Source organism: Emergencia sp. (assembly GCF_048465375.1).
Lineage (GTDB): Bacteria > Bacillota > Clostridia > Peptostreptococcales > Anaerovoracaceae > Senimuribacter.
Genome location: NZ_DBFWLQ010000020.1, coordinates 200,044 through 222,080 on the forward strand (window position 1 = coordinate 200,044; position 22,037 = coordinate 222,080).

General features: G+C 44.8%; 26 protein-coding genes. 4 read left to right on the forward strand and 22 right to left on the reverse strand.

Annotation, left to right across the window (positions count from 1 at the left end):
• Positions 1–101 precede the first annotated feature (101 nt).
• Both ACMQ5W_RS13860 and ACMQ5W_RS13865 read left to right on the forward strand, forming a co-directional pair.
• Positions 102–521, forward strand: a complete 420-nt coding sequence (locus ACMQ5W_RS13860) for a MarR family winged helix-turn-helix transcriptional regulator (RefSeq protein WP_419025676.1) — start codon at positions 102–104, stop codon at positions 519–521.
• 4 nt (positions 522–525) lie between these two features.
• Positions 526–1,914, forward strand: coding sequence for an MATE family efflux transporter (locus tag ACMQ5W_RS13865; protein WP_419025677.1), 1,389 nt, complete (start codon positions 526–528; stop codon positions 1,912–1,914).
• A gap of 59 nt (positions 1,915–1,973) precedes the next feature.
• Here the strand turns inward: ACMQ5W_RS13865 and ACMQ5W_RS13870 are convergent, their stop codons facing one another.
• On the reverse strand, positions 1,974–2,498 hold the full coding sequence (locus ACMQ5W_RS13870; protein WP_419025678.1) for a hypothetical protein: 525 nt from the start codon (positions 2,496–2,498) through the stop codon (positions 1,974–1,976).
• 144 nt (positions 2,499–2,642) lie between these two features.
• Here ACMQ5W_RS13870 and ACMQ5W_RS13875 point away from each other — a divergent pair, with 144 nt between their 5' ends.
• Positions 2,643–3,485, forward strand: coding sequence for a nitroreductase family protein (locus tag ACMQ5W_RS13875; RefSeq protein WP_419025679.1), 843 nt, complete (start codon positions 2,643–2,645; stop codon positions 3,483–3,485).
• A gap of 76 nt (positions 3,486–3,561) precedes the next feature.
• On the opposite strand, the gene ACMQ5W_RS13880 is transcribed toward ACMQ5W_RS13875, so the two are convergent.
• A complete protein-coding gene (locus tag ACMQ5W_RS13880; protein WP_419025680.1) occupies positions 3,562–5,706 on the reverse strand; it encodes a hypothetical protein in 2,145 nt (714 codons plus the stop codon).
• A gap of 247 nt (positions 5,707–5,953) precedes the next feature.
• Here ACMQ5W_RS13880 and ACMQ5W_RS13885 point away from each other — a divergent pair, with 247 nt between their 5' ends.
• Positions 5,954–6,457, forward strand: a complete 504-nt coding sequence (locus tag ACMQ5W_RS13885; RefSeq protein ID WP_419025681.1) for a hypothetical protein — start codon at positions 5,954–5,956, stop codon at positions 6,455–6,457.
• A gap of 66 nt (positions 6,458–6,523) precedes the next feature.
• Here the strand turns inward: ACMQ5W_RS13885 and panF are convergent, their stop codons facing one another.
• The 20 genes from panF to ACMQ5W_RS13985 all read right to left on the reverse strand — a co-directional run bounded on the left by panF (position 6,524) and on the right by ACMQ5W_RS13985 (position 21,949).
• Positions 6,524–8,014: a sodium/pantothenate symporter gene (gene panF, locus ACMQ5W_RS13890; RefSeq protein ID WP_419025682.1), complete on the reverse strand. Its 1,491-nt coding sequence runs from the start codon at positions 8,012–8,014 to the stop codon at positions 6,524–6,526.
• A 2-nt stretch (positions 8,015–8,016) separates the two neighbouring features.
• Positions 8,017–8,301: a YhdT family protein gene (locus tag ACMQ5W_RS13895; protein WP_419025683.1), complete on the reverse strand. Its 285-nt coding sequence runs from the start codon at positions 8,299–8,301 to the stop codon at positions 8,017–8,019.
• A gap of 101 nt (positions 8,302–8,402) precedes the next feature.
• A complete protein-coding gene (locus tag ACMQ5W_RS13900) occupies positions 8,403–8,816 on the reverse strand; it encodes a HEPN domain-containing protein (RefSeq protein WP_419025684.1) in 414 nt (137 codons plus the stop codon).
• Positions 8,809–9,150 (reverse strand): nucleotidyltransferase domain-containing protein, encoded by a 342-nt coding sequence (locus ACMQ5W_RS13905; protein ID WP_419025685.1) that lies wholly within the window; start codon positions 9,148–9,150, stop codon positions 8,809–8,811. Before ACMQ5W_RS13905 ends, ACMQ5W_RS13900 begins: the two co-directional genes overlap by 8 nt.
• 99 nt (positions 9,151–9,249) lie before the next feature.
• Positions 9,250–9,978: a YczE/YyaS/YitT family protein gene (locus ACMQ5W_RS13910; RefSeq protein ID WP_419025686.1), complete on the reverse strand. Its 729-nt coding sequence runs from the start codon at positions 9,976–9,978 to the stop codon at positions 9,250–9,252.
• Between the two features lie 212 nt (positions 9,979–10,190).
• Complete coding sequence (locus tag ACMQ5W_RS13915) at positions 10,191–10,610, reverse strand: Hsp20/alpha crystallin family protein (RefSeq protein WP_419025687.1); 420 nt, start codon at positions 10,608–10,610, stop codon at positions 10,191–10,193.
• A 316-nt stretch (positions 10,611–10,926) separates the two neighbouring features.
• Positions 10,927–11,691 (reverse strand): ABC transporter permease, encoded by a 765-nt coding sequence (locus ACMQ5W_RS13920; RefSeq protein WP_419025688.1) that lies wholly within the window; start codon positions 11,689–11,691, stop codon positions 10,927–10,929.
• On the reverse strand, positions 11,678–12,532 hold the full coding sequence (locus tag ACMQ5W_RS13925) for an ABC transporter ATP-binding protein (RefSeq protein ID WP_419025689.1): 855 nt from the start codon (positions 12,530–12,532) through the stop codon (positions 11,678–11,680). Before ACMQ5W_RS13925 ends, ACMQ5W_RS13920 begins: the two co-directional genes overlap by 14 nt.
• A gap of 84 nt (positions 12,533–12,616) precedes the next feature.
• Entirely contained in the window at positions 12,617–13,267 is a 651-nt protein-coding gene (locus tag ACMQ5W_RS13930; RefSeq protein ID WP_148492353.1) for a TetR/AcrR family transcriptional regulator, read from the reverse strand.
• Between the two features lie 109 nt (positions 13,268–13,376).
• On the reverse strand, positions 13,377–14,084 hold the full coding sequence (locus ACMQ5W_RS13935) for a hypothetical protein (RefSeq protein ID WP_148492352.1): 708 nt from the start codon (positions 14,082–14,084) through the stop codon (positions 13,377–13,379).
• Positions 14,081–14,782 carry a hypothetical protein gene (locus ACMQ5W_RS13940; protein WP_419025690.1) on the reverse strand — a complete coding sequence of 234 codons (702 nt, stop codon included), beginning with the start codon at positions 14,780–14,782 and terminating at the stop codon, positions 14,081–14,083. The genes ACMQ5W_RS13935 and ACMQ5W_RS13940 overlap by 4 nt, the downstream gene beginning before the upstream one ends.
• Positions 14,779–15,639, reverse strand: coding sequence for an ABC transporter ATP-binding protein (locus tag ACMQ5W_RS13945; RefSeq protein ID WP_419025723.1), 861 nt, complete (start codon positions 15,637–15,639; stop codon positions 14,779–14,781). The genes ACMQ5W_RS13940 and ACMQ5W_RS13945 overlap by 4 nt, the downstream gene beginning before the upstream one ends.
• Positions 15,626–16,225, reverse strand: coding sequence for a TetR/AcrR family transcriptional regulator (locus tag ACMQ5W_RS13950; protein ID WP_419025691.1), 600 nt, complete (start codon positions 16,223–16,225; stop codon positions 15,626–15,628). Before ACMQ5W_RS13950 ends, ACMQ5W_RS13945 begins: the two co-directional genes overlap by 14 nt.
• 204 nt (positions 16,226–16,429) lie before the next feature.
• Positions 16,430–16,768, reverse strand: a complete 339-nt coding sequence (locus ACMQ5W_RS13955) for a cyclic-di-AMP receptor (protein WP_148492348.1) — start codon at positions 16,766–16,768, stop codon at positions 16,430–16,432.
• Positions 16,769–16,858: 90 nt separating this feature from the next.
• Positions 16,859–17,170, reverse strand: a complete 312-nt coding sequence (locus ACMQ5W_RS13960) for a type II toxin-antitoxin system RelE/ParE family toxin (RefSeq protein ID WP_419025692.1) — start codon at positions 17,168–17,170, stop codon at positions 16,859–16,861.
• Positions 17,160–17,429: a type II toxin-antitoxin system Phd/YefM family antitoxin gene (locus ACMQ5W_RS13965; RefSeq protein WP_419025693.1), complete on the reverse strand. Its 270-nt coding sequence runs from the start codon at positions 17,427–17,429 to the stop codon at positions 17,160–17,162. Before ACMQ5W_RS13965 ends, ACMQ5W_RS13960 begins: the two co-directional genes overlap by 11 nt.
• A 142-nt stretch (positions 17,430–17,571) precedes the next feature.
• On the reverse strand, positions 17,572–18,678 hold the full coding sequence (locus ACMQ5W_RS13970; protein ID WP_419025694.1) for a pyridoxal phosphate-dependent aminotransferase: 1,107 nt from the start codon (positions 18,676–18,678) through the stop codon (positions 17,572–17,574).
• Positions 18,679–18,754: 76 nt separating this feature from the next.
• Positions 18,755–19,999 carry an aminotransferase class I/II-fold pyridoxal phosphate-dependent enzyme gene (locus ACMQ5W_RS13975; protein WP_419025695.1) on the reverse strand — a complete coding sequence of 415 codons (1,245 nt, stop codon included), beginning with the start codon at positions 19,997–19,999 and terminating at the stop codon, positions 18,755–18,757.
• Between the two features lie 17 nt (positions 20,000–20,016).
• Positions 20,017–20,811 carry an SDR family oxidoreductase gene (locus tag ACMQ5W_RS13980; protein ID WP_148492344.1) on the reverse strand — a complete coding sequence of 265 codons (795 nt, stop codon included), beginning with the start codon at positions 20,809–20,811 and terminating at the stop codon, positions 20,017–20,019.
• 13 nt (positions 20,812–20,824) lie between these two features.
• Positions 20,825–21,949 carry a hypothetical protein gene (locus tag ACMQ5W_RS13985; RefSeq protein ID WP_148492343.1) on the reverse strand — a complete coding sequence of 375 codons (1,125 nt, stop codon included), beginning with the start codon at positions 21,947–21,949 and terminating at the stop codon, positions 20,825–20,827.
• Positions 21,950–22,037 lie beyond the last annotated feature (88 nt).

The window sequence follows — 22,037 nt, forward strand, 5'->3', positions numbered from 1 at the left end:
TTATGTCCTCAGAAAAAAACGGTTGTATTTCAAAGAGAAAAATAGTATACTATTTTAGTTGCATAGTCAACTAATTTTTCAAAAGGAGCGTATGCTGTTTTATGCAAATAAGAATTGGACGATTTATATCGATTCTATATAGAAAGAATCAGATTTTTTTAAGTTCCGTGTTGAAGCCGCTGGACCTCTCCGCATCGGAGTATCCCATCTTGTTGGTGCTATACGATGATGACGGCTTAACGCAGGAAGATCTGACCAGCCGGCTTCATCTGGACAAATCTGCTGTGGCAAGGGCAATCCACTCTCTGGAAGAAAAAGGCTTTATACACAAAGAAAAGGATGCCGCCGACCAACGATGCAATCGGATTTCACTGATGCCCCGCAGTCTTGAGGTTCGACCGCGCATTATGGAAGCTTTGGATCAGTGGAATGAAATTTTGATGTCAGGCATGAATGCAGAAGAACGTGATGCGGCTTATCAAGTGCTGATTCGCATGACGGATAACGTAAAAAGGAGATGAGTTAATGGAAGAAACAATTGTAAAAAATCCCTTGGGGACAGAATCGATCGGTCAGTTGCTGAAGAAATTTGCCGTTCCCAGCATCATCGCCATGCTGGTCAGCGCTTTATATAATATTGTCGACCAATTTTTTATCGGCCGCAGTGTAGGCGAGCTGGGTAACGCGGCGACGAACATCGCCTTCCCGCTGTCCATTTCCTGCATCGCTATCGCTTTGATGTTCGGTATCGGCGGTGCCTCTGCTTTTAATCTGGCCATGGGCAGGAAGAGAAAAGAGGAGGCGGCTTATTTCTTGGGCAACTCGGTGATGATGATATTGATCTGCGGCGTCCTGCTCTGCCTGATCACCCAGCTTTTCCTGGAACCGATGCTGCGTTTCTTCGGCTCACCGGAAAATGTCCTTGGATATGCGAAGGTTTATACACGAATTACTTCTTTAGGGTTCCCTTTTTTGATTCTGGCAGCCGGCGGCGGCCATCTGATCCGCGCTGACGGCAACCCGCGTTTTGCCATGATCTGCAATCTGGTGGGTGCCGCGGTCAACACTGTTTTGGACGCTCTGTTCGTCTTCGGATTTCATTGGGGCATGGCCGGTGCTGCTGCGGCTACGATCATCGGTCAGGTTCTCTCCGGAGTTATGGCCATTCACTATCTGCGCCACTGCCGGACGATAGAACTCACCAAAGAACATCTGAAGATCAGATGGCAGTACGTAAAGAGAGTGCTTTCTCTCGGTGCTGCACCATGCACCAATCAGATTGCCATGATGGTAGTGCAGATTGTGCTCAATAAATCCTTGGCCTACTATGGCGCCCTGTCCATCTACGGAGAAGCCATTCCCCTGGCCTGTGCCGGCATCATCATGAAGGTGAATCAAGTCTTTTTCTCCTTCCCTATCGGTATATCACAGGGATTACAACCCATTGTCAGCTTTAACTACGGCGCTGAGAACTACCTGCGGGTAAAAAAGGCATACTTGAAAGCCATTGCCTATGGATTTGGGATTGCAATTTTCGCCTTTCTCATGTTCCAGCTGCTGCCGAGGCAGATTATCTCCATCTTCGGCGACGGATCAGCGGAATACTACAAATTCGCAGTCAGTTACTTCAGGATCTTTTTGTTCTTCACTTTTCTCAATGTCATACAGCCGATAACCTCTAATTTCTTTACTGCCATCGGCAAACCGACAAAGGGAATGTTCCTGTCGCTGACAAGACAGATCATCTTCCTTCTGCCTCTGATCATCGGATTGCCTATGTTAATCGGCATCGACGGCATCCTCTATGCTGGTCCCATCGCCGATTTCATGGCTGGGGTCACCGCCATCGTCATGGCAGTGAAAGAATTGAAAACAACCAGATACACCGAAGCTCTGCCTGATAATCCACAGTAACACCGATGTTCCTGGCAAAAAACAATCTAGGCAGGTAGGAATACCTGCCTAGATTATTTCTATTTCTTAATATAGTTCCATCGTTCTAATTTCAGCACGATGCCCCCTGGTATACCGTCTTCCATATTTGTTGGGTAAATGCCGACACGAAATTCCTTATGTTTGACCGTATAATACCAGATGTAATAGTTCAGCGGCACCTGGCTGCGCTCCGCATCCCAGGCTTCATCATATAAATACCCGTTGCAGCTGTGCATCTTGCCTCCGTCAGCTTTTACACAGGCATCCCATACGGCCTTCGCATAACCGTCTACCATCTCCTGCGTGATGTCTTCATCAATCTCAAAGGTCACTTTCCAAACCATCTTCTTTTCATCTTTGTCCAGTGTTTCCTTGACCGTTCCGTAGGGTCGTCCAAACCCAGTAATCTTACAGTCCTTTTCAATCGTCTTTACCCAATCCGCCGTCGAAGCCTCCATCAAAGTTTTCATGCCATAATCGGCATATTTTGCACCTGCACCGCCGCAAGCTGTGCCAAAAAATATTACGCCCATCATCATAATCATTAAAATTGACTTTTTCATCCTACTTGCCCCCCGCTATCCTATCCTATTCGGAAAGCGGGTTGATATGATATGTTTTTGTCGCAATCTTTTATCATTTATATAGTGACATCTATGCAAAATAACATTATGATAGATAGAAAGAATTATAGATGGAGGTTACATATGGATTATCTGAATATCATGAAAAATAGAAATAGCTGCCGTGACTTCAGCGACCAGCCCGTAGACGAAACGGTGCTCTCGCGGCTCCTGGAGGCAGCAGTCTGCGCGCCTACGTCAGGCGGATTTCAAAATTATTCTATCATCAAGGTCAAGGAGCCAGAGAGAAAACAAGCTTTGGCCAAGCTCTGCAGAAATCAAGGTTTTATTGGCAAAGCACCAGTCAATCTGATTTTCTGTGTCGATCTGCACCGCGAGAAGCGCATCGCCGAGTCCTATTCCGTTTTGCCCAACATCCAGTTCGATTACGAAAGTCTCTCCATGTTCATCATGGACGCTGCCATCGCCGCCCAAACGCTATGCATAGCCGCAGAGGCCGAGGGACTGGGCTGCGTTCTCATCGGCAACATCGTCACAAATCAAAAGCAGGTGGCCGAACTGCTGAACCTGCCGAAGCAGGTATTGCCTGTCATCATGGTCTCTCTGGGCCATCGCAAGAACAAAGGCACCATCTCCGGAAAATACCCGCCTTCTGTCATGGTTCACGAAGAGACTTATCAGGAACAGGATATCGCTGACTTGCAGGCAGCCTGGAAAGAGAAGTATGCCGACTGGAATATCAAACCCAATGAAAAGCTGATGACCCGCATCGGAGAGATTACAAGAGAATACTTCGGAGACGATTACGCCGCCGACGGCGCCAGGTTCATCCGTGAAAACGACTGGGTTGATCCCTTCTCTTTCTGGTACGGCTATTACTATCCGAATCACGAAGGAATGATGACAGCAGAGGATCACATAAAATTCTTGGAAGAACAGGAGATGACAGGGTACAAGAAAAAATAAACAGACACAGCAAAGAAGCCCCCTGGCACCGGAGTTTCATCCGCTCCCAGAGGGTTTCCCTGTCTAGTTTTTATGATTATAAAGGTTTTACTGTAATTGTTCCAGTATAAGTCTTACCCGCCTCAACTGCAGTCTTTGTTCCGTTTACATAGACAGTACCGTTGATTTTCGCATTCGCACCCACCGTCAGAGACGTAAGGATAGACTCATCGTCTACGTTCCAAACAGCATCGTCTGTCAATGTCAGGTTGACATCGTTTGCCCCATTGTAGTAGGCCTTGTTGATCACGTGACCGAACTGATAGTATTTTGACATCGGAATATTGGTATTCTGTGTCTTACCCCCGTTTGTCGTGTGCTTGATCGTGGAAGCACTGATGGCTCCAGTCAGGTTGGCACCTTTTCCTAAAGTTACATTCAATTCAGCCGCCATCTGCTTGTAGCCAGAACCGTTGTAGATATCGCCGCTGAGAGTTGCATTCGTGACATTGATTGCCTCTGTTGTCGCCTTATCATTTTCTCCTGCTTTATACAGCGTGTCGTTCTCAAGTCCTAACCAGCCCTCTTTTTCTTCGTAGTATTTGTTTACAAATACCATGCCTTCGTTATTTGGGTCGGTGGCTGCAGAATCCTCGTTGTCAAGAACCTGAAGTAAGGTGTCGTTTTCTGCATTGATCTTCGCATTGTCGATGTTTACCGCAGCCCCTGTGTGCTGGCCGCCTGTCTTAAACAGGAATGCTGTAGAGCCGGTGTTAAAGGTAGTGCCGTCTTTTACATTAACCGTTCCGCCGCCCCAGACGCTGACACCAAAGTTTTCTGAGTTGACTGTGGTCTTCTGGTCTTTGACCTGTGAATCCTTGAAGGAATACTGGCCTTTGACGTATGTCTTTTTCGCATCACTGTACTTCATGGTCTGGATGTTGCCTTTAGATGATAAAAAGTTGACAACATTATCTCCATTTGCACAGATGACTGCATAGGTCGGTACGTTAAAGGTTGAGCCGTAGAAGTTTTCCGTTGCGCTTCCGATTGCATAAGCGCCATAACCGCTATCTTCTGTCAAGTCGTCTCCACTGAGATCCATGTTGATTTTGCTGTTGATGGCGTTTAGCACGACGTTGCTGCATCCGTCTGTAGATAATACGCCCCACTTTGCCGCATATACATTTGAATTGTACACAGTCATAGTAGAGTTGTCGCCGAGAAGGTTGGTCGCTCTGGCGTTCCCAACGATACCCAGCACCCACGGAGGTGCTACCATGGTCTCGGTGTCTGCTGAATTGACATATCCGTCATAGAGTGTCCCGCCGTCTACTTTAATCTTAGAGTTCTTAATCAATGTGTCAGAACCATCGTCGCCTTCCACCGCACATCTGGCAACACCGGTGGTATGAATGTTCGCCTTGTCGATGATTGTGCTGGAATTATCAAAAGTTGAAATCGCGGCACCCCATGCGCTGAAGTCGCATACTGTACCATTGCCGTCACTCTTACCGAGTAAATTGATCTTGGCGTTGTTGATTTTCGCATAAGTCTTCTTCGCGGAATTGGTTCCCTGCACGACAATCGGGTTCAGATTATCGCTGTAAGAGTTGACTTTAAGATTATTTACGGTTGTCGTTCTGCCGCTTTTGCTCGTCTTCACAGTACCGCCTACGACACCTTTACCCAGAGACAAAGTCTTTCCGACAAGGCTGGATATTCCGCTCTTGTTCTTCGCCTTTACGAGAGAAAGATCGCCGTCTATTCCACCATTGGTGATATAATAACCGATACGGAATTTCGCCGTGCCAATTTTGCTGGTGCTGCTGCCGAACTTATTCCCGGTATCTGTGCCGCCGCCTGGAGCGCCGCCAGCGTCGCCGTCATCTGAACCAGCGACAATGTTCTTATACGGTTTGAAATACTGTTTGTAAACTTTTACTGATTTACCAGCTTTGACCTTAGTCTTTGCGCTGGCATAGGTAATTTCCGATCCGCCTGACACAAATGTCATTCCTGAATTGTACTTTTCTTTCTGCCCGTCTTTAGTTGTAATTGTGCTGCCCTTGATGGATTTGATGTACTCGCCGCCAGACTTCACTGCCGCGTATGAGTATATTCCAGTGTCGCCGGAACCATCAAAATAGGACAGTCCAGGCATTCCAAAGCCAACCATGGTAATTACGGCGAGAAGAATTACAAGAGTTTTCTTGCAAGTCGTTTTTATGCTCTTATTCATTTGAAAGTTCTCCTCTGCATGATAAATAGAATGTTCGCAAACCTGTCTGCTGAATAACTTAGTAATATTACTTGTATTCTGAATATTAGCACGAATCACCTTGAAAATCCAATTCCTAATTGTGCATGGCTATCATATCAAAAATTGTATACGACAAACTTCGACATAAAAAAAAGTGACAGTACCTCTGAATCATGCTATAATTCCAATAACTAGAAATTTCAATACTGAAATCGGAGGAAACAATATGTTAGATAAACAAGCTCTGCAACAGCAATTAGCGACACCCGAGTTTTATAAGAAAGTCTTTCCTGGTATGCTGCGAAAAGGAAAGAGAAAAGATGCGCAGGAAACCTGGGACAATGCAGTACGCAAAGGAGTCGCAGACGCGGTACTGCTGACTGAGGCTGTCAATGGTTCATTTCTGTACAAGGTATATGCATTCTCTGTGAACGGAAGTATACAGGAGGACGTCATTGAGGAATTAAAAGAACAGGTAAATGACTTTGGCGTAAATCAAATTCGTTATGAAGCTGTCGGTGTGCCAGGTTATTTTGCGGTCTATGACAAGGACGGGAAGTTCTTCCAGGAAGACTATGAAATTATGGCATTGTGCCGCCAGACAGAGGGAATCTACATTGTTATCGTATCAGAAACCGAAGCAGATGAACTGGATTGTCCGTATATCGTTTATACATTCAATCCAGATGGAAGCCTCTGGTTTTGGACTATGGCACGCAAATATCTGTAATAAATAGTAATAAAAGAAACCCGCATCCAAATTCAGAAATGAATGCAGATGCGGGCTCTTTTTTGTCTATTCCGCAAAAAACAAATCCAAGGTCTTTTGCTCTACCGGCTTTCCGACATAGGCGCCGATTACAAATGCCGCCACCGAAATGATGATAGACGGCACGATTGGCGATGTCCCCAAGACGGACACACCGTAGGTGTTCATTAAAATAAAAGATGTGACACCGCAGACCGCCGACAGAATACAGGCTGTCCCATTCGCTTTTTTCCAGTACAGCCCGAAGAGAATGGGACAGAAAAACGCACATTCCAGCCCGCCCATGGCAAAGAGATTGATCCACACAATCAAATCCGGCGGATAGACGGTAAAGATGAACACGATGACGCCGATCAGGAAGGTTGTTCCGATGGACATCCATTTAATTCTGCCGTTAAACTTCGGTTCCTTTTTGACCTCCGGCTTTGCAATGTAGTTCATGTACAAATCTTTGACGATAGCGGCTGACGCCAGAATCAGCAGTGATGAAACGGTGGACATGACTGCCGCCAAAGGCGCTGCGATAAAGAGACCCGCTACCACAGGGTTCATATACTTCAGCACTAACGCCGGCACGACATAATCTGTCGTCTCAAACTCGCCCGGAGCCAGCACCGCTGGGGCAAAGACGCCGGAGATATGCATGACCAGCATTAAAAAACCGACCACGATGGTTCCATAGATGATGGCGTTATGCAGTGCTTTGGTATCTTTGAAGCCCATACCCCGCACTGCTGTCTGAGGAAGTCCCAGAACACCGACACCGACCAGGACCCAGAAAGACATGACGTAAGCTTTTGCCGTAGAACCGCCGCTGGTGATGTCCGCCCAATCCGGATTTGCCACGTTGAGTTTTCCAATCAAGGAGTCGAAACCGCCGGCAGTCGTCACGATGGTTGCGAGAATGATAAAACCCCCGATGACCATGATGATACCCTGAATAGTATCCGTCGTGGTCACCGCTTTGAAGCCGCCGATGGTGGTATAAATGATGACCACCGCGCCGAACAGCACCAGGCCGTATATGTATGGCAATCCTGTGATGGACTGAAACAGTACCGCTCCGCCGATAAACTGGCTCATCATCTGCGCTACGAAAAACAGCACCAGGCAGATGGAAGAAATCCAAACTACCGCCTTCGATTTGTATCTCGCCCTCAGATAATCGGTCACCGTCACGGCTCCCGTCTTTCTGGAAATCAAGGCGAACTTCTTGCCCAGGATACCTAGAATGATAAATGCTGTCGGCACCTGAATCATGGACAGGTATACCCATACCAGGCCTTTCTCATATGCCACGCCAGGCCCGCCGATGAAACTGCTGGCGCTGGTAAAGGTGGCCACCAGGGTCATAGCCAAGACCAGGCCGCCCATAGACCGTCCACCTATAAAATAATTATTGATAAATCCCTTTCCGGCATCGGCCTTGGCCTGCCTGTTGCTGACCCACAGTCCGGCCACCAGATTAAAAATCAGATATACCACCAGAACGGTGATCAAAATTGCTGTATACGACATGGTTACACCTGCTCTTTCTCTTCTTCGCCGAGATCAAAATTCTTAAAGAATTTCTTGACGACAAAGACTGTAGCGATGGAAAAAAGCACGTATCCTACGATACAGCTCAGAAAAAACCACATTGGAAGTCCCAGAACATAGGTGTAAGTCTCTGGCGTTCCCTTTTCTGCGATACCGTACCCAGTAAAATACCACCAGATAAAAAAGGCAATGTAAAGGCCTGCTGAAATCAGCGCCTCCTTTTTGATCTGCTGGTTCTTTTCTTTCTCCGTCAGTTTCGGAGCCATATTTCATTCCTCCTTCAGTAGCGTCACCCCTTTGGGGCGTACACTCTAAAATTTTGTCGGAACTATTGTAACATGTTTTTATGCGTTTGGACAGAGGAAATTCACTCTATTTTGTTGACTTGTACAAGACTGGTCAAGTATTTCTCAATAAGCTCATAGAACTCTACCGCTCTTCGGTACTGTTCTTCAGCATCTTCTTTTGAGACAATATAAAAATCAGCATAATCAGTGTTGTTCCGAATCTGAAAGGCCTCGCTAATATATTTTGAATACTTTACATCGAAAATTTTGGTCTTAATATATGTCCTTTGGAAGTAAGAAATAACTCCGGTATGCCTTGAGAAGTCTTCACCATCAATTGCCAGTAACGCTCTGACCGCCATGAAAATAGCATAATATGATCTCCCAATCGAGTCTTTATAATTACGATTATCCAAAAGTAATTTTGCAGAAGACAGCCTTTCTTTAGCCATATCAAGCCTGTATTTCGCAAGTTCTCTTCTATTATCAGGCAACAATTTCAACCCCCTCGCGCTCGATGTTACGATAATATGGAAGATCGTCTCTAAATCTTTCAAACTCATCATAGGGAATAACTGTCGGTGACAGGATGATTTCATACTCTAGTTCTAATTCAGCTGACCGCTCCCAGACCAGTTTCAATCCCTGCTGAAGAGACTCTCTTTCACCCTTTACGATTGCCACAATATCGATATCCGACTCTTCGTCAAAGGTTCCTCTTGCATAAGAACCATACATGAGAATTTTTACAATTTCTTCTCCATATACTTGCCGGTACACTTGTGCTATCTGCTGCAAAAGGATGTCAAGTTGATCTGATGAACACATAAACCTCACCTCCCGGTTTTCTTCTTTTCTTCCATTAATTATATCCCAATTTAATGAGAAAGTATACACCTTATAATCAGCTAGGTTATCTATCATAATTCACTCTATTTTGTTGACCTGTGCCATTCTGGTCACCTTGGACTCCAATAGGCGGTTAAACAGTGCGATGACACGTCCTACGCCGATAACAGTCAAAATCGTTCCCAGCCCGATGCCGATCAGATGTCCGGCAAAGATCAGACTGATTACAGCAGTCAAAAGGATGTTGAATCCGTCAAAACAGTTTTTGATGAATCCCAAAGTCCTGCCGCTCAAATCTGCGATCGCCTGCACAAGCCCATCGGCAGGGTTTGGTATGAGGCGCATATCCAGAGACATCGCCGCGCCGATGCCTGTAAAGACAATGGCTACGAGCAATACAATCAGCCTTGCCCAGAAACTGCCGGCAAAGCTATCAGGGTATGCGGTTTGGAAATCGGGAATCACAGCTGCAAATAAGTTCATAAACCTGGTAAATACCAAGCTCAATGGGAACTGCAGCAAATCCAACAATAAGACCAGCTTCAGGCGAGAGGAAGGATTCTCTTCCAAGGCCGCCACCTTTTTATGATGAAGTAGGTGGACGACCATCTCTGTGATGATAAAGGTTCCATATAGAACAAAGGTGGCGTTGCCGAAGTTAAAATTCCAAATATCTGATATCGAGTAGGATACCGAGATAATCGGTGATACGCCAAGACCTGATTTTGTGTTCAAAGTAATTCCCAGGGCCATGACCAGAAGGCCAAGAACATAAAAGAAAGCCCTGTAAACGATGGCTTTTTTCATTAATCTATCACCTGCTTTCTGTCATTTATTCTATCACATATATTCATTCTATTCAATGGGGCTGCCGCCTTGTTACAGAGGACATATTCGTCCTGGTTTTGGTTCGAAGAAACAGAAAACGGACCACCCTTCATCTTTGTTGATGAGCGATGGTCCGCGCTGTTCTCTATGGTTCCCCTAAATTTAAATCTCTAATCTCTTGCCCCTGGCGATTAGCCTTCTATGGCAATATATTTGTTTTCCTCAATCTGCGGCTTGTTCTCAACTTTTGGCACACAGATTTTCAGAATGCCGTCTTCAAATTTGGCTTTGATGTCTTCCTGCGTTACATTTTCGCCAACGTAGAAGCTTCTGCTGCAGGAACCTGTGAATCTTTCACGACGGATATATCTGCCATTTTCGTCTTTTTCATCATTAGCTGTGCTGGTGTTGGCGTCGATGGTAAGCATACCGTCTTTCAGCTGTGCCTTCACATCCTCTTTCTTAAATCCTGGCATATCCATCATCAGTTCAAAATGATCGCCTGCATCCTTGATGTCGGTTTTCATCATCTGATTTTCCATCTTCCCTCTGAACGGAAAATCCATAAAGTCGTCAAATAATCTCTCTCCAAAAATGCTTGGTAATAACATAACATATACCTCCTTTTATATTGTGGCGGGCGTCCCCCAAAGGCACCTGCCGTCTTGTTATAACATAGGAAATACCGTCTAAAGGACGTATTTCCGTATGTTTCAAAAAACGCACCTTGCGAAGAGTCGCCCCTTGTGGGCGACATGTGGAAATAGGAATCTTTGATTCCGTCATTTCCACGTTTTCTATAAACTCTATATCCCTTTGACAATTGTTATTATACCACTTTTGTTAGCACTGTCAAGAGGTGAGTGCTAATTTTTTTATATTTTTCTTTTTACTGATCATAGATTAGCCATAGATGTACCTTTATGCTTATTTACGATTGTATGTCCCCATTGAAACAGCAAAGCTTACGATACTTAAAACCGTGCACCATGCGAGTGCCTGCCATATACTATTCCCTAAAGGCAAATCAAGGGTCAGGGCTCTCAAACTATCGATCATCGATGTCATAGGCTGTATTGCAGCAAACCAACCAATACCCCCTGGCATCGTGTCAACGGGAGCAAATCCCGAACTCATAAAAGGCAGAATAAAGAGGGGGAATAGTAGTCCGGTTGCTCCTTCTACTGACTTTGAAATCGTCCCACAAAGTACAGCGATTAGTGTAAATGTAATATTTATCAGCAAAAGAAGTGCTACAAACAAAAGCCATCCGAAAAGCCCTGCTTGCGGTCTAAAGCCGAGAATGGGCGCTGTTACCACAATGATGACACTTGAAATGATACCTCGTATCACTCCGGCACCTGTATGACCGATCAGCACAGCAGATTTTGAAATAGACATACAGCGAAAACGGTCGATGATACCCTTTGTCATGTCAGCGGTAACATTCATTGCCGAGTATTGAGATGCCTGCGCGATACTTTGTAAAATAATTCCCGGCACGATAAAATCAATGTAATTATAGTCTCCTACATCGGATATGCTGCCGAATATCGTACCAAATAAAAAAATTAAGCAAAATGGTATTAGTGTTGCCGTTAGGAGTGTTTCAGGATTTCGCAAAGAGATCGTTAAACAGCGTTTAAACATAACCCAAGTGTCAAGGAATATGTTTTTGTTAGATTTTTTCATGTTGATTTCTCTCCTTCTTTTCATCAATTAGTGTTAAAAATACATCCTCTAATGAGGGCAGGTTTTGTTCTATGCTGTCGGCAGAAATCCCATTTTCCTTCAAGAGCTTTATCGCTGTATTGGCTTTTATCTCGCTGTCAAAAGTAAGCCGCACCCCTCTTTCGGGCATTATTTCTTTTAAATACTTTGGTGTGCCTTCTGCAATAATTTTACCGTCATGTAAAATAGCAATATGATCAGCGAGATATTCAGCTTCTTCTAAATATTGTGTTGTGAGAACCACAGTTGTCCCTTTCTTTGCTAAATCCTTTACCAAGCCCCACATGGCGATACGATTCTGTGGGTCAAGTCCTGTTGTCGGCTCGTCAAGGAAAAGCACATCGGGGTTCCCCATAAGGCTCATCGCTATATCGAGCCTGCGCCGCATACCTCCCGAATAGGTAGACACCCTTCTATTGGCAGCATCTTCTAATCGGGAAAAAGACAGCCACTCGTCTACGGTGCTTTTAAGGTTTGACAGACGTTTCAGCTGTCCGATCAGCGTTAGGTTTTCTCTGCCTGTCAAAACTTCATCTACCGCTACAAACTGCCCTGTCAGGCTGATGCACTGACGGACGTTGTCGCCATTTACCGCTACGTCAAATCCGTTAATGACAGCACTGCCACCATCTGATTTCAGCAGTGTGGAGAGAATTTTGATAACTGTTGTTTTTCCTGCACCATTTGAGCCGAGCAGAGCAAAGATACTACCTTTGTCAATCGTAAAACTGACATCTTTTAAAACATGGTTTGCCTTATAGGATTTTTGCAGCCCGGATACTTCAATTATTGTTTCTGTCATGATTATCCTCCTTTTATATACATACGTATGTATGTAAATAGTGTAAATTTTACTGCCTATAGAAAGGCAGTAGTTTTAGAAATCTTATTCACTTTTAAATTCGCGCCTACCGATTGCCAGATAAATCTCTTTCATTTCCTCATCCATTACAGGCACACCAAGCGATGTGGAGAGTTGATCAAAGAACAGAACTTTATCGACATATTCCTCATAGGACACTTCAAATGCATAGGGGGTAAGCCACGAGGCAGTGAGCCACGCAATCGTCTGTGATGCCTGTTTGGGGAAAACCACATTCATGGAACCGTCTTTATTTCCCTCATGCAATAGCTTCTCCATATATGGAGCCATGACATTTATTTGGAAAACCATCTCGTTCTTAAAAACAACAGGATTGTTTGCTAGCTTCTCCATCTGTGCCCTCATACTGTCGCTGATATCCATATGGGAGCGTAGACTGAGTTTAGCTGCAAAGCGAAGCTTTTCGAGAGCATTCAGACCCTCTTGTTTGTCAGCAAGCAGGTATGGGTTATCCTCTTCAAAAGACTTATACATAACACTGCCAATTAATTCTTCTCGAGATTTGAAATAATGGTAAAATGCGCCCCGTGTTACACCGACTTCCTTTACAACATCTTCGATGTTCACATTTTCCAGCCCCTTTTCAGCAAAAAGACGCATAGCGGTTTCCAATATATTCTGCTTGGTTTTTTGGTCCGGGTCGTGTCGCGGCATCTAATCACCTCCTGTACATACGCATGTATGTTACTCTGATTATAACCTTCAGATTTGCTTTTGTCAATTAAAGATTTTGTCAATTTTATTGAAATGCATGATTACATTGTCACACCTTTTTCAAGAATTTTCTTGTGAATAAAATAATCCACAGCAGGCAGGTAAGCAAACCAAGCAAAAAGGAAATAACATCCGTCCCGCCTATCAGTAATTTTCCAATCCAGAAGGAAGGCAGGAAAGCCATCACATAATAATATGGCGCAGGGACAAACCAGATGAGAAGAAGTCCTGCAAAGCTAATCCCCATCAACTTTGCAACTGCAAGCCCTTCAACACGGTTTCCGGCAATGGAAACAACCATCATGGCTAAGAAAACGCCCGTTAAGCTGCTGACAAGCGAACTTGACAGAATCACAGCAGCCGATAGGGTAGAAAGATTGAAAAGGGCCGCAACGATTATCGTGATGATAAACGCCCCTATCATCGGCAGTCCAATGCGGGCAAACAGATAGGAGTACCCTTCTGCCGGAGTAATCTGGTAGAATTCTTGCACCCCTTCGTCTCTTTCCTCTAAAAGCAGAAATGCGGAAATCATTGCGGCAAACATGGGAGTCAGGCAAATTAGCAGCCCATCTACAAGGCCATACCAAGGTGTTAGAGAAAAAGAGAACTCCCTTATCAATATCGTGTTGATGAATGGGACAACAAACTTAAAAAACAGCCCGACAAGAAACGGTGCCGGAAGCATGACAGCCAGCATCCCGTCTTTTGCTATTTGTCTCAATCCGATGACAAAGAGTCTTACTGTATGTTTCATGCGTCTTGACCTCCTTCTGACTGCAGAGCCGCACCGATACGTTTATTTGTAAGGAAAGACAGCAGCCCCAGCCAGATAATAAGAACCATTGCCGTCAGGTCATTTACACTTCTCGTCATGCCAATGGCGCCTGCAATCATATGCCACAATGCCGTCCCCGGAAAAAGTTCTAAAAGCGGATGTGTGATTCCAAAGGCAGTCAGCACCGGAGGTATCGATAGAAAAGCCGTAGGAAGGCAGACGATGAGCATATAGTGGTTTACTGAGTGGGCATAGGATGCAATCATCAGACCGATGAGATTAAAAATAACTGCACCGAGAAAGACGCTGAAAGACAAGTCCACGAAGTGAGCCATACTTCCCATGCCGATCAAAACGATAAGGTCGGCGGATACGGTCGACAAAGCTGCCAGCGATATGGCCTTGGCCAATATATATTCGAGGGGACGCAGAGGTGAGATATTCCAAAACCCATGCAGCCCCTCTCCTTTTTCCAGCAGCCAGATACCGCCTATGAAGAAGATGCCCAGCATAGCAGGATCGGTCAATATGATGAGGGATGCTGTCATATGCTTATATTCTGCAGGGGTTATCAGCAGTACAACAATATAAACCACACTGAAGAAGGCATATAGAAAATAAAAGCCGTATCTGATTTGAAAGCGAAAATCGTTTTTTAAGGCGTTTAAAAATCTCATTGTAATCCCCTTCCTGTAAGCGATATGAATACATCCTCCAGGGTCTGCTCTTTTGAATGAATACTCGTCAGCGTACCCTCTTTCAGGGCAGATTGAAAATCCGCTGCGCAGGCCAGCTTGGACAGCCGACAGACATTCAGCTGCTCTTTTCCATCAGCTAAATAGCTGTATTCCACTTGTGTATCCGCGTTGCTCTTGCGCAAAGCATGTGGCGAGTCAACAGCCTTCACTGTACCAGCGGCGATAAATGCAACACGGTCACAAAGTTCCTCTGCATCATGCATGTTATGGGTCGTTAAGATGATGGTTTTGCCCAATTTTTTTTGTTCTAATATCATGTCCTTCAATATCCTTGCATTGGCAGGGTCCAAACCGCTGGTCGGTTCGTCAAGAAAGAGCAGCTGAGGATTATGCAATAAGGCGCGTATGAATCCAAGCCGCATTTTCATGCCCTTTGAATAGCTGGAAACTTTTTTGTCAGCGTCAAGGTGTAGTCCTACTTTCTCCAAAAGCTCCAATGGATTCACTGTTCTACCCGAATATAGAGAAGCAAAATACTGCAAATTTTCTAAGGCGGTAAACTTCCCATAGAAATTAGGAAATTCAAAATCCACACCGATATGCTCGTAATAATCTCTCGTCCTGTACTTCATTTCTGTATCAAAAATGCGGACACTGCCGCGATAATCGCGGAGAGTTCCTGTCAATATTTTTTGCATGGTGCTTTTTCCTGCCCCAGATGGTCCCAGAAAGCCGAAGATTTCTCCTTCCCTGACATCAAAGCTGATGCCCCGAATGGTATCTTGCTTCGACGCCCTGTATTTCAGATATACATCCTGCACATCAATTACTTTCATCACTTACAATCTCCTTTAGCACGCCATCCAAAATAATTTCCATGATAATCTGTCGATCCTCGGTCTGATTCTGCTGCAGGTTCAGCAAACTGACAGCAAGAGTCTGCAGTGTTTTTGCTGCAATATCAATCCCACACGTGAAATGAACGCCATATTCCTCTAATTTAATCAGTTCATGGCTGTCGTCCCGGGTATGTGCCTCAAGCACTTCTGGCGGAAGTTTGCGATATAGGTGCTCTGCTGTTTCGCTGTCTACTTGTTTCAACATGGGATAGCGCTCCAATTGACGAAACATCCAGAGAAAGCATTGCTTGCAGAGTTCTCTTGGCGGCAATTCGCGATGTTCATTTAGAAATTCATCCATTTCACACCACATCTTCGTCTGCAGATTTCCCGAGATATCCATGTAAAGGTGTTCTTTATTTGTGTAAAATGAATAGAATGAGCCTTTTGCAATTCCGGCAGCCTGAACGATTTCATCGATGGACACTTTCTTTAATCCGAATGAAGTAAACAAACGCTCGCCTTCCTGCATCAGTTTTTCCCTGATTTTTTCTCTCTCCATGTTACTAAATCTTGGCATCATAATCCCTCCAATCTATATGACTAATTATATTTATTTAGTCATATAGATTATAACATTTATTTTACTCTTGTCAATACATGTAATCAAGTGGAGGAGAAACCGCTTCTGTCAATAGGATCTACTTGCAAAACATCACCTCTTATTCATGACATAAAACAAAAGAACACCTTGCTTGTATCCAAGGTGTTCTCTTATAATCCTCTTTTAGATTTTTTCATAATGGGACACATCGACGGCAAAGATGATCGCGCCGCCCACTTCTACTGTCTCCGGATAACCGGAAAAGCTGGCTTCGTTCATTCCATTCGGGAAGAAAATCGGCATATTGACTTCCACGGTTTGGCGTTCGTGGCAGATGCCCTTGACAATATCAATGACCGCATTCATCTGATCCTCCTGTACGCCTATCATCAAAGTGACGTTTTTCTTTTTTAGAAAACCGCCGGAAGAGGCGATTTTTGTCGCTCTGAACCCCTCTTTATTTAATCCAGAAATCACCTGGTCCACATCTTCTTTGGATATAATGACAAATAGCAGTTTCATTCTCTAATTCCTCCTTATGTATGTATAAGGTTATTATACTACTTATTGCCGTAGAATTAAATCAAGTTTTCCTAGGTCCAATAATATTTTCTACAGCAAATCCTGCCATTGTCTTCGTTCATAAACAATTCTGGAAATCCAGACACTGTGACATTCTACATCCAGGATATAAAAAACGATATATTTACCGATCGGAAATTTCCGATAACCCTGTGCCGCCAAATAGGCATCATCCACGAGACCGTGTCTCTCTGGCATCGTTGTCAACGAGCTGATGGCTTGTCTGAGCATCTGAATTTTGCTAAGTGCAATATCCGGCGATTTCAAATCAAAAATATAATAATCTGCAATATTATCAAGATCTTTTCTAGCAAGGTCAGAAAAATTCACATTATAACTCATGCTTAATTCTCTCTTCTAGATCATCAAAAACTTCTTCCATTGGATGCGTATTCCCATTCCTGATATCTTCAAGTCCTGCATCCAACATTTGATAAAGCTGATACCTCCCAATCAGTTTTTCATAAGTTTCTATGCTCATTACGGCTAAATCACCAGTTCCATTTTTTGTGATATATACAGGTTCGCCATATTTGTGACAAAAGTCTGATATCTCTCCATATTTATTTCTTAAATCTGCACTCGGTCTTATTTTTGGCATTATGATACTCTCCTCTTCTATACAAATATTATATCATTATTTTGATACAAGTCAATGTACTACTCACGACAACCGCTCTTTTATTTCATAGCGGTACGCCTGTATATAGCAGAGTCATCCACAGTATCCCACAATAAAGATCCTACTCTCCATCAACCTCCTGCAGTCCATCTATCACTTCAGCCAAATCCTTTTCCTGCGGGATGCGGAACCTGACGCTGTTTTTACCCAGTCCGCTGAACTCCTTTCCAGAGATAGCTTTGATGCCACGCTCCGCCAGTGCTGCCGCCAGATCCACCGCAGAATCTCGGTGGCTCAGCAGCATGATCGGCACATTTTCTCCTGTAGCGGAAATGGTCAGATTCTGCCAAGGTTCCGCTCGCAATCTGTCTTTCAATTCCTTTGCTTTCTCATTTACCTGCTGCAAAAAATCCAAATCTCCCAGCGCCGCCTGCGCCATCAAACGGGAGAATACACATACGCTGTAGGCATCGGTCACCTTTGAGAGACTCTGCGCCAGCTCGCTGCCGCTGGCAAACAGATACCCGATCCGCATGCCCGCCAGTCCAAACCCTTTCGAAAAGGTACGCAGAACCACAATATTCTCAAAGCTGTCTAAGAGATTGATTGCGGAATTCTCCATTGCCATGTAATCCCCATAGGCTTCATCGATAACGACCCCGATGCCAAGCCGCGCCGCTGCAGCGGCAATCCGCCTGATCTGATCAAGGGGGATGACCTGACCTGTCGGATTGTTCGGGTTGTCGATAAATACCATCTTATGCCTGCTGTCCAATCTCTGCAAAAAAACATCGCAATTAAAAACATAATTATTTTCTGCCGCCAGCAGTACGCCATCGTAGAGGGCACCGCTTAATTTGATCTCGCTCTCTGCGGCATTAAAGGTCGGAATGTTTCCGAGAACCCGATCGCCCCTTTCCAAAAAGAGGCGGCAAGCGATACGGATACCGTCCATGGAGCCTTCTGTAATGAAGACATTGGTCTGGTTCACAGCCGTACAGTCCCGCCAATATTTCACAAGTTCCGCCTTCAGTTTCGGTGTATGAGGATAAGTCCTAATGCGCTCCAGATCCAAATCCGCAAAAGTTTCCAGCCAGTGCGGCGGAATCTGCAGGATATTGATACCCTCGCCGCAGTCGATGAGAAGCTGCACTTCTGCCAGAGGATTTTCTGTAATATATGTCTGTTTGTTTTCCAATGCCACATAGTCGTTCATCTTAATTTGCATAGGTCTCTCTCCTTTTAACAGAAAAAGCTCTCCTGAGTCATTCCCCTAGAGAGCTTTTCTTTAATTCTATCTTTTTCTATTTCTTTAATGTCGCCAGTCTGCGGCACGCTTCATGCACCGTGTTTTCGTCAAAGGCGTAGCAGGCGCGGAACCAGCCCGGCTTGTTATAGCCGAACAGCTGTCCCGGGGAAACATTGATCATCAAGTCGTTGTAAATCTTCTCCCACAGTACGTGCTCCACTTCAAATTCGTCCTTTTCCATGTAGGTGGAGAAATCAGCCATAACGAAGATTCCCGCCTGTGCTTTCATGGTTGGTACACCGATTGCTGCGAGACCGTCAGCAAAAATATGATATGCCTTGGCCAGGCGCTGCCTGGAAAGATCCATGATACTGGAAAGTTCTGGTGACTTCAGCATTGCAGTCAAGAGTGACTGTGTATGAGAAGAAACACACGAATAATAGGTGATGGAGGCAAATCCCTGTATGATACACTCATTAAAGGAGAAGCACATTCCTGTTCTGAATCCGGATAACAAGAAGTCTTTGGCAAAGCTGCTGGTCACATGTACTCTGTGGCGGTAGGATGCCGGAACCAGTTTCATGGTGCTGACAAACTCAGCCTCTGGATCAAAGACAGTCTGGGCGTAGATTTCGTCAGAAATCACATCGATATCGTGATCCATAGCAAAGTCGATTACATTTTGTATAGCTTCCTTCTTATATACAGTGCCGATCGGGTTATTCGGCGAAGAGAAGAGAACGGCTCTTACTCGTTTGCCTTCTTTCGTAACCTTTTCGTAAGCCTCTTCAAAGGCATTGCGATCCAATTTTTCATCGCACCATACGCCTACAGGAATCACGCCTGCACGCTCGTTGATGTCGTCCACAAAGCTGGAATAGTATGGAGCAGGAATCAGAAAAACGTCGCCCGGCTCCGCTAAAAGCATAGCCAGTGTCTCCAGCGCCACCGTACATCCCGCACAGGTGGCCACGTTGTCTTTCGTCAAAGTGACATCTGCATCATCGCCGAAGATGATCTTCTGCCAGTGGTCTGCGATGGCAGTACGGAATTCGTCGCTTCCTTCGAATTTGTTGTAGTGGATGTTGTATCCTGTCAGATCCATGCGTTCTGCTGACTTTCTGAGAAGATCACAGATTTCATCATTGACCAGATGACTTTCTGCCGTCCCCATGTTGATTAAGCCATTAGGGTTCTTCTCTTTGTCGTACATATTATAAAAGTTGTCAAAATGGGCTTTTACGAGTGGAGGCAGTGTTCTGACCCACTTCCGTCCACGTTCAGATAAGTATTCTAACATTTCGCACCTCTCTCCTATTAATTATGCTCCAGTCCTGCTTCTGTCTGGATGCCAGGACGTGTGCCCAGACCCATGGTTGCGTCGATGTTTCCGCCATGAAGAATCGTGGACTCATCTTTCAGAAGGAAGGTTAATAGTTCTGCAATTTCTCCAGGCTGAATCAGTCTCTGCTTTGCCTGTGCCGCATCAAAAGCAGCTCTTTCTTCTGGTGACATTCCTTTCAGAGTGCTGGAATAGAACATCGGTGTCTCAATGGCACCCGGGCTGACACAGAATACGTCAATCGGCGTATGAGTATTTTCAGCCGCCAGCTGTTTTGCCAGATAGGCTACTGCGCATTTGCTCATGCCATCGCTCAAAGTGAATTTTGGGAAACATGCGATGCCGCCGCCGACGGATGAGATGAATACTAATTTTGTTTTTTCTGTCTTTGCTTCGATGACCGGCTGAATCTTCTTGTAAATCCATAGAGGTCCGAGAGCGTTTACTGTCATCATGGCGATATCGTTGGCCGCCTTCAGTGGATCGCCCTGCTCCGCATAGTCTTTGACCGTACCAGAACCCAGCGCTGCATTGAAGATGACGCCATACCATTCATGTTCTGTGAGGAAGTCAGCTTTTTCGATTTCTTCCAAATTCCCCTGATCCAGTTTATGAGCGAATACTCTTCCCGGATTTTCTTTCATCAGTTCTTCTGCTTTTCCTGCGGACTTGCGGTAAGTGATATGTACTTCATATCCCTGCTCCAGCAATAACTTTACAGTTTCAAGGCCGACACCCTGTGTGCCGCCAGTTACTAATACTTTTTTCATAATGAACCTCCTGTTAAATGTTTTTAATGAGAACGTCGTTTTCATCAAAGTCCTCGTATTTTCTCTTTTTGATGTACTTTGTATAAATCATGCCAGCGAAAATGACGATGCCTGCATATCCGGAAATCGGATAGATGATACTGATCATCGTGGAGAACGATAACTGTCCGCCGAAAATGCTGACGATTGCTGTTACAACTGCCGTAATTCTATAAGCCATGCTCTTTGAATTAGATGAAATTTTGTTGCAGACGGTGTACAGCATTGGAACTGCCGTCGTGTAAATTCCCAGAAGCAGCAGAATGGAAAAGATGTTTCCGAATACCGGGCTGATGGTAGCTGCTACAAACAGGGATGGAATCTCCAAGTTGTAAACGTCTTTGATGTTAGCTAATAATCCGAAGTTCAGAATCATGACTGCGATTAAAAATGCGCCGCCGCCAAAGAGTCCGCCCAGGATGGAGTTCTTCTTGTTGGTCGCTGTGGATTTGCCGATGTCAGCCAGATACGGTACGACGCCCGTAACGGTATAGGCTGCATACATGAGTCCTGACAATGCCCAGAAGTTGAAGTTGGTGTTCACTGTCACTTCTGTCAGATTTTGATCCGCCTGTGCGATACCCTCTGGATTGCTTGCAATGGACATGATGCCGATGACCATGGTGACAACCAGCAGAACCGGTGCGATGTAGCCGACGATTTTGACCAGCTTGTCGAGTCCCAGCAAAACAGTTCCCAGTGAAGCGATGATCATGATAGCGCGGCCGATGTTGCCGTCAACGCCGTAATATTCCTCAAAGGTAGAGCCTGCTCCTGAGATCATCATCGAGTAAACGAAAAACAGCATAATCGGTGTGAACCACTCCAGTACAAATCCGAGATACTTTCCCAGGTAGAAATTGAACATCTTTCCTGAGTTGTTTAATTTGAGATATCTTCCATCTTCGACAATCACACTGACAAACCATGCATAAAGAATAAGTGCGATAATTCCTGCGCCCACGCTCTTCAACAGACCAAAACCAGTGAAATACTGCATGCATTCCTGTCCTGATGCAAAGCTGGAACCGATGACAAAGCCCATGAAGGCCCCGCCGATAGCAATGACTTGGCTAATACTTACTTTCTTGTCTTCCATGTCGTATCCTCCTCTTTCTTAAATTTCTAAATTTTCTAATTAAAGTATATGTGCAGAACCGGTTCTTTTCAATTGAACCAGTTTGAAT

Excerpts from the sequence above, each read along its gene's own strand:
- ACMQ5W_RS13860 (WP_419025676.1), top strand. The coding sequence starts at position 102 with ATGCAAATAAGAATTGGACGATTTATATCGATTCTATATAGAAAGAAT.
- ACMQ5W_RS13865 (WP_419025677.1), top strand. The coding sequence starts at position 526 with ATGGAAGAAACAATTGTAAAAAATCCCTTGGGGACAGAATCGATCGGT.
- ACMQ5W_RS13870 (WP_419025678.1), bottom strand. The coding sequence starts at position 2,498 with ATGAAAAAGTCAATTTTAATGATTATGATGATGGGCGTAATATTTTTT.
- ACMQ5W_RS13875 (WP_419025679.1), top strand. The coding sequence starts at position 2,643 with ATGGATTATCTGAATATCATGAAAAATAGAAATAGCTGCCGTGACTTC.
- ACMQ5W_RS13880 (WP_419025680.1), bottom strand. The coding sequence starts at position 5,706 with ATGAATAAGAGCATAAAAACGACTTGCAAGAAAACTCTTGTAATTCTT.
- ACMQ5W_RS13885 (WP_419025681.1), top strand. The coding sequence starts at position 5,954 with ATGTTAGATAAACAAGCTCTGCAACAGCAATTAGCGACACCCGAGTTT.
- panF (WP_419025682.1), bottom strand. The coding sequence starts at position 8,014 with ATGTCGTATACAGCAATTTTGATCACCGTTCTGGTGGTATATCTGATT.
- ACMQ5W_RS13895 (WP_419025683.1), bottom strand. The coding sequence starts at position 8,301 with ATGGCTCCGAAACTGACGGAGAAAGAAAAGAACCAGCAGATCAAAAAG.
- ACMQ5W_RS13905 (WP_419025685.1), bottom strand. The coding sequence starts at position 9,150 with ATGTGTTCATCAGATCAACTTGACATCCTTTTGCAGCAGATAGCACAA.
- ACMQ5W_RS13910 (WP_419025686.1), bottom strand. The coding sequence starts at position 9,978 with ATGAAAAAAGCCATCGTTTACAGGGCTTTCTTTTATGTTCTTGGCCTT.
- ACMQ5W_RS13915 (WP_419025687.1), bottom strand. The coding sequence starts at position 10,610 with ATGTTATTACCAAGCATTTTTGGAGAGAGATTATTTGACGACTTTATG.
- ACMQ5W_RS13920 (WP_419025688.1), bottom strand. The coding sequence starts at position 11,691 with ATGAAAAAATCTAACAAAAACATATTCCTTGACACTTGGGTTATGTTT.
- ACMQ5W_RS13925 (WP_419025689.1), bottom strand. The coding sequence starts at position 12,532 with ATGACAGAAACAATAATTGAAGTATCCGGGCTGCAAAAATCCTATAAG.
- ACMQ5W_RS13930 (WP_148492353.1), bottom strand. The coding sequence starts at position 13,267 with ATGCCGCGACACGACCCGGACCAAAAAACCAAGCAGAATATATTGGAA.
- ACMQ5W_RS13935 (WP_148492352.1), bottom strand. The coding sequence starts at position 14,084 with ATGAAACATACAGTAAGACTCTTTGTCATCGGATTGAGACAAATAGCA.
- ACMQ5W_RS13940 (WP_419025690.1), bottom strand. The coding sequence starts at position 14,782 with ATGAGATTTTTAAACGCCTTAAAAAACGATTTTCGCTTTCAAATCAGA.
- ACMQ5W_RS13945 (WP_419025723.1), bottom strand. The coding sequence starts at position 15,639 with ATGAAAGTAATTGATGTGCAGGATGTATATCTGAAATACAGGGCGTCG.
- ACMQ5W_RS13950 (WP_419025691.1), bottom strand. The coding sequence starts at position 16,225 with ATGATGCCAAGATTTAGTAACATGGAGAGAGAAAAAATCAGGGAAAAA.
- ACMQ5W_RS13955 (WP_148492348.1), bottom strand. The coding sequence starts at position 16,768 with ATGAAACTGCTATTTGTCATTATATCCAAAGAAGATGTGGACCAGGTG.
- ACMQ5W_RS13960 (WP_419025692.1), bottom strand. The coding sequence starts at position 17,170 with ATGAGTTATAATGTGAATTTTTCTGACCTTGCTAGAAAAGATCTTGAT.
- ACMQ5W_RS13965 (WP_419025693.1), bottom strand. The coding sequence starts at position 17,429 with ATGCCAAAAATAAGACCGAGTGCAGATTTAAGAAATAAATATGGAGAG.
- ACMQ5W_RS13970 (WP_419025694.1), bottom strand. The coding sequence starts at position 18,678 with ATGCAAATTAAGATGAACGACTATGTGGCATTGGAAAACAAACAGACA.
- ACMQ5W_RS13975 (WP_419025695.1), bottom strand. The coding sequence starts at position 19,999 with ATGTTAGAATACTTATCTGAACGTGGACGGAAGTGGGTCAGAACACTG.
- ACMQ5W_RS13980 (WP_148492344.1), bottom strand. The coding sequence starts at position 20,811 with ATGAAAAAAGTATTAGTAACTGGCGGCACACAGGGTGTCGGCCTTGAA.
- ACMQ5W_RS13985 (WP_148492343.1), bottom strand. The coding sequence starts at position 21,949 with ATGGAAGACAAGAAAGTAAGTATTAGCCAAGTCATTGCTATCGGCGGG.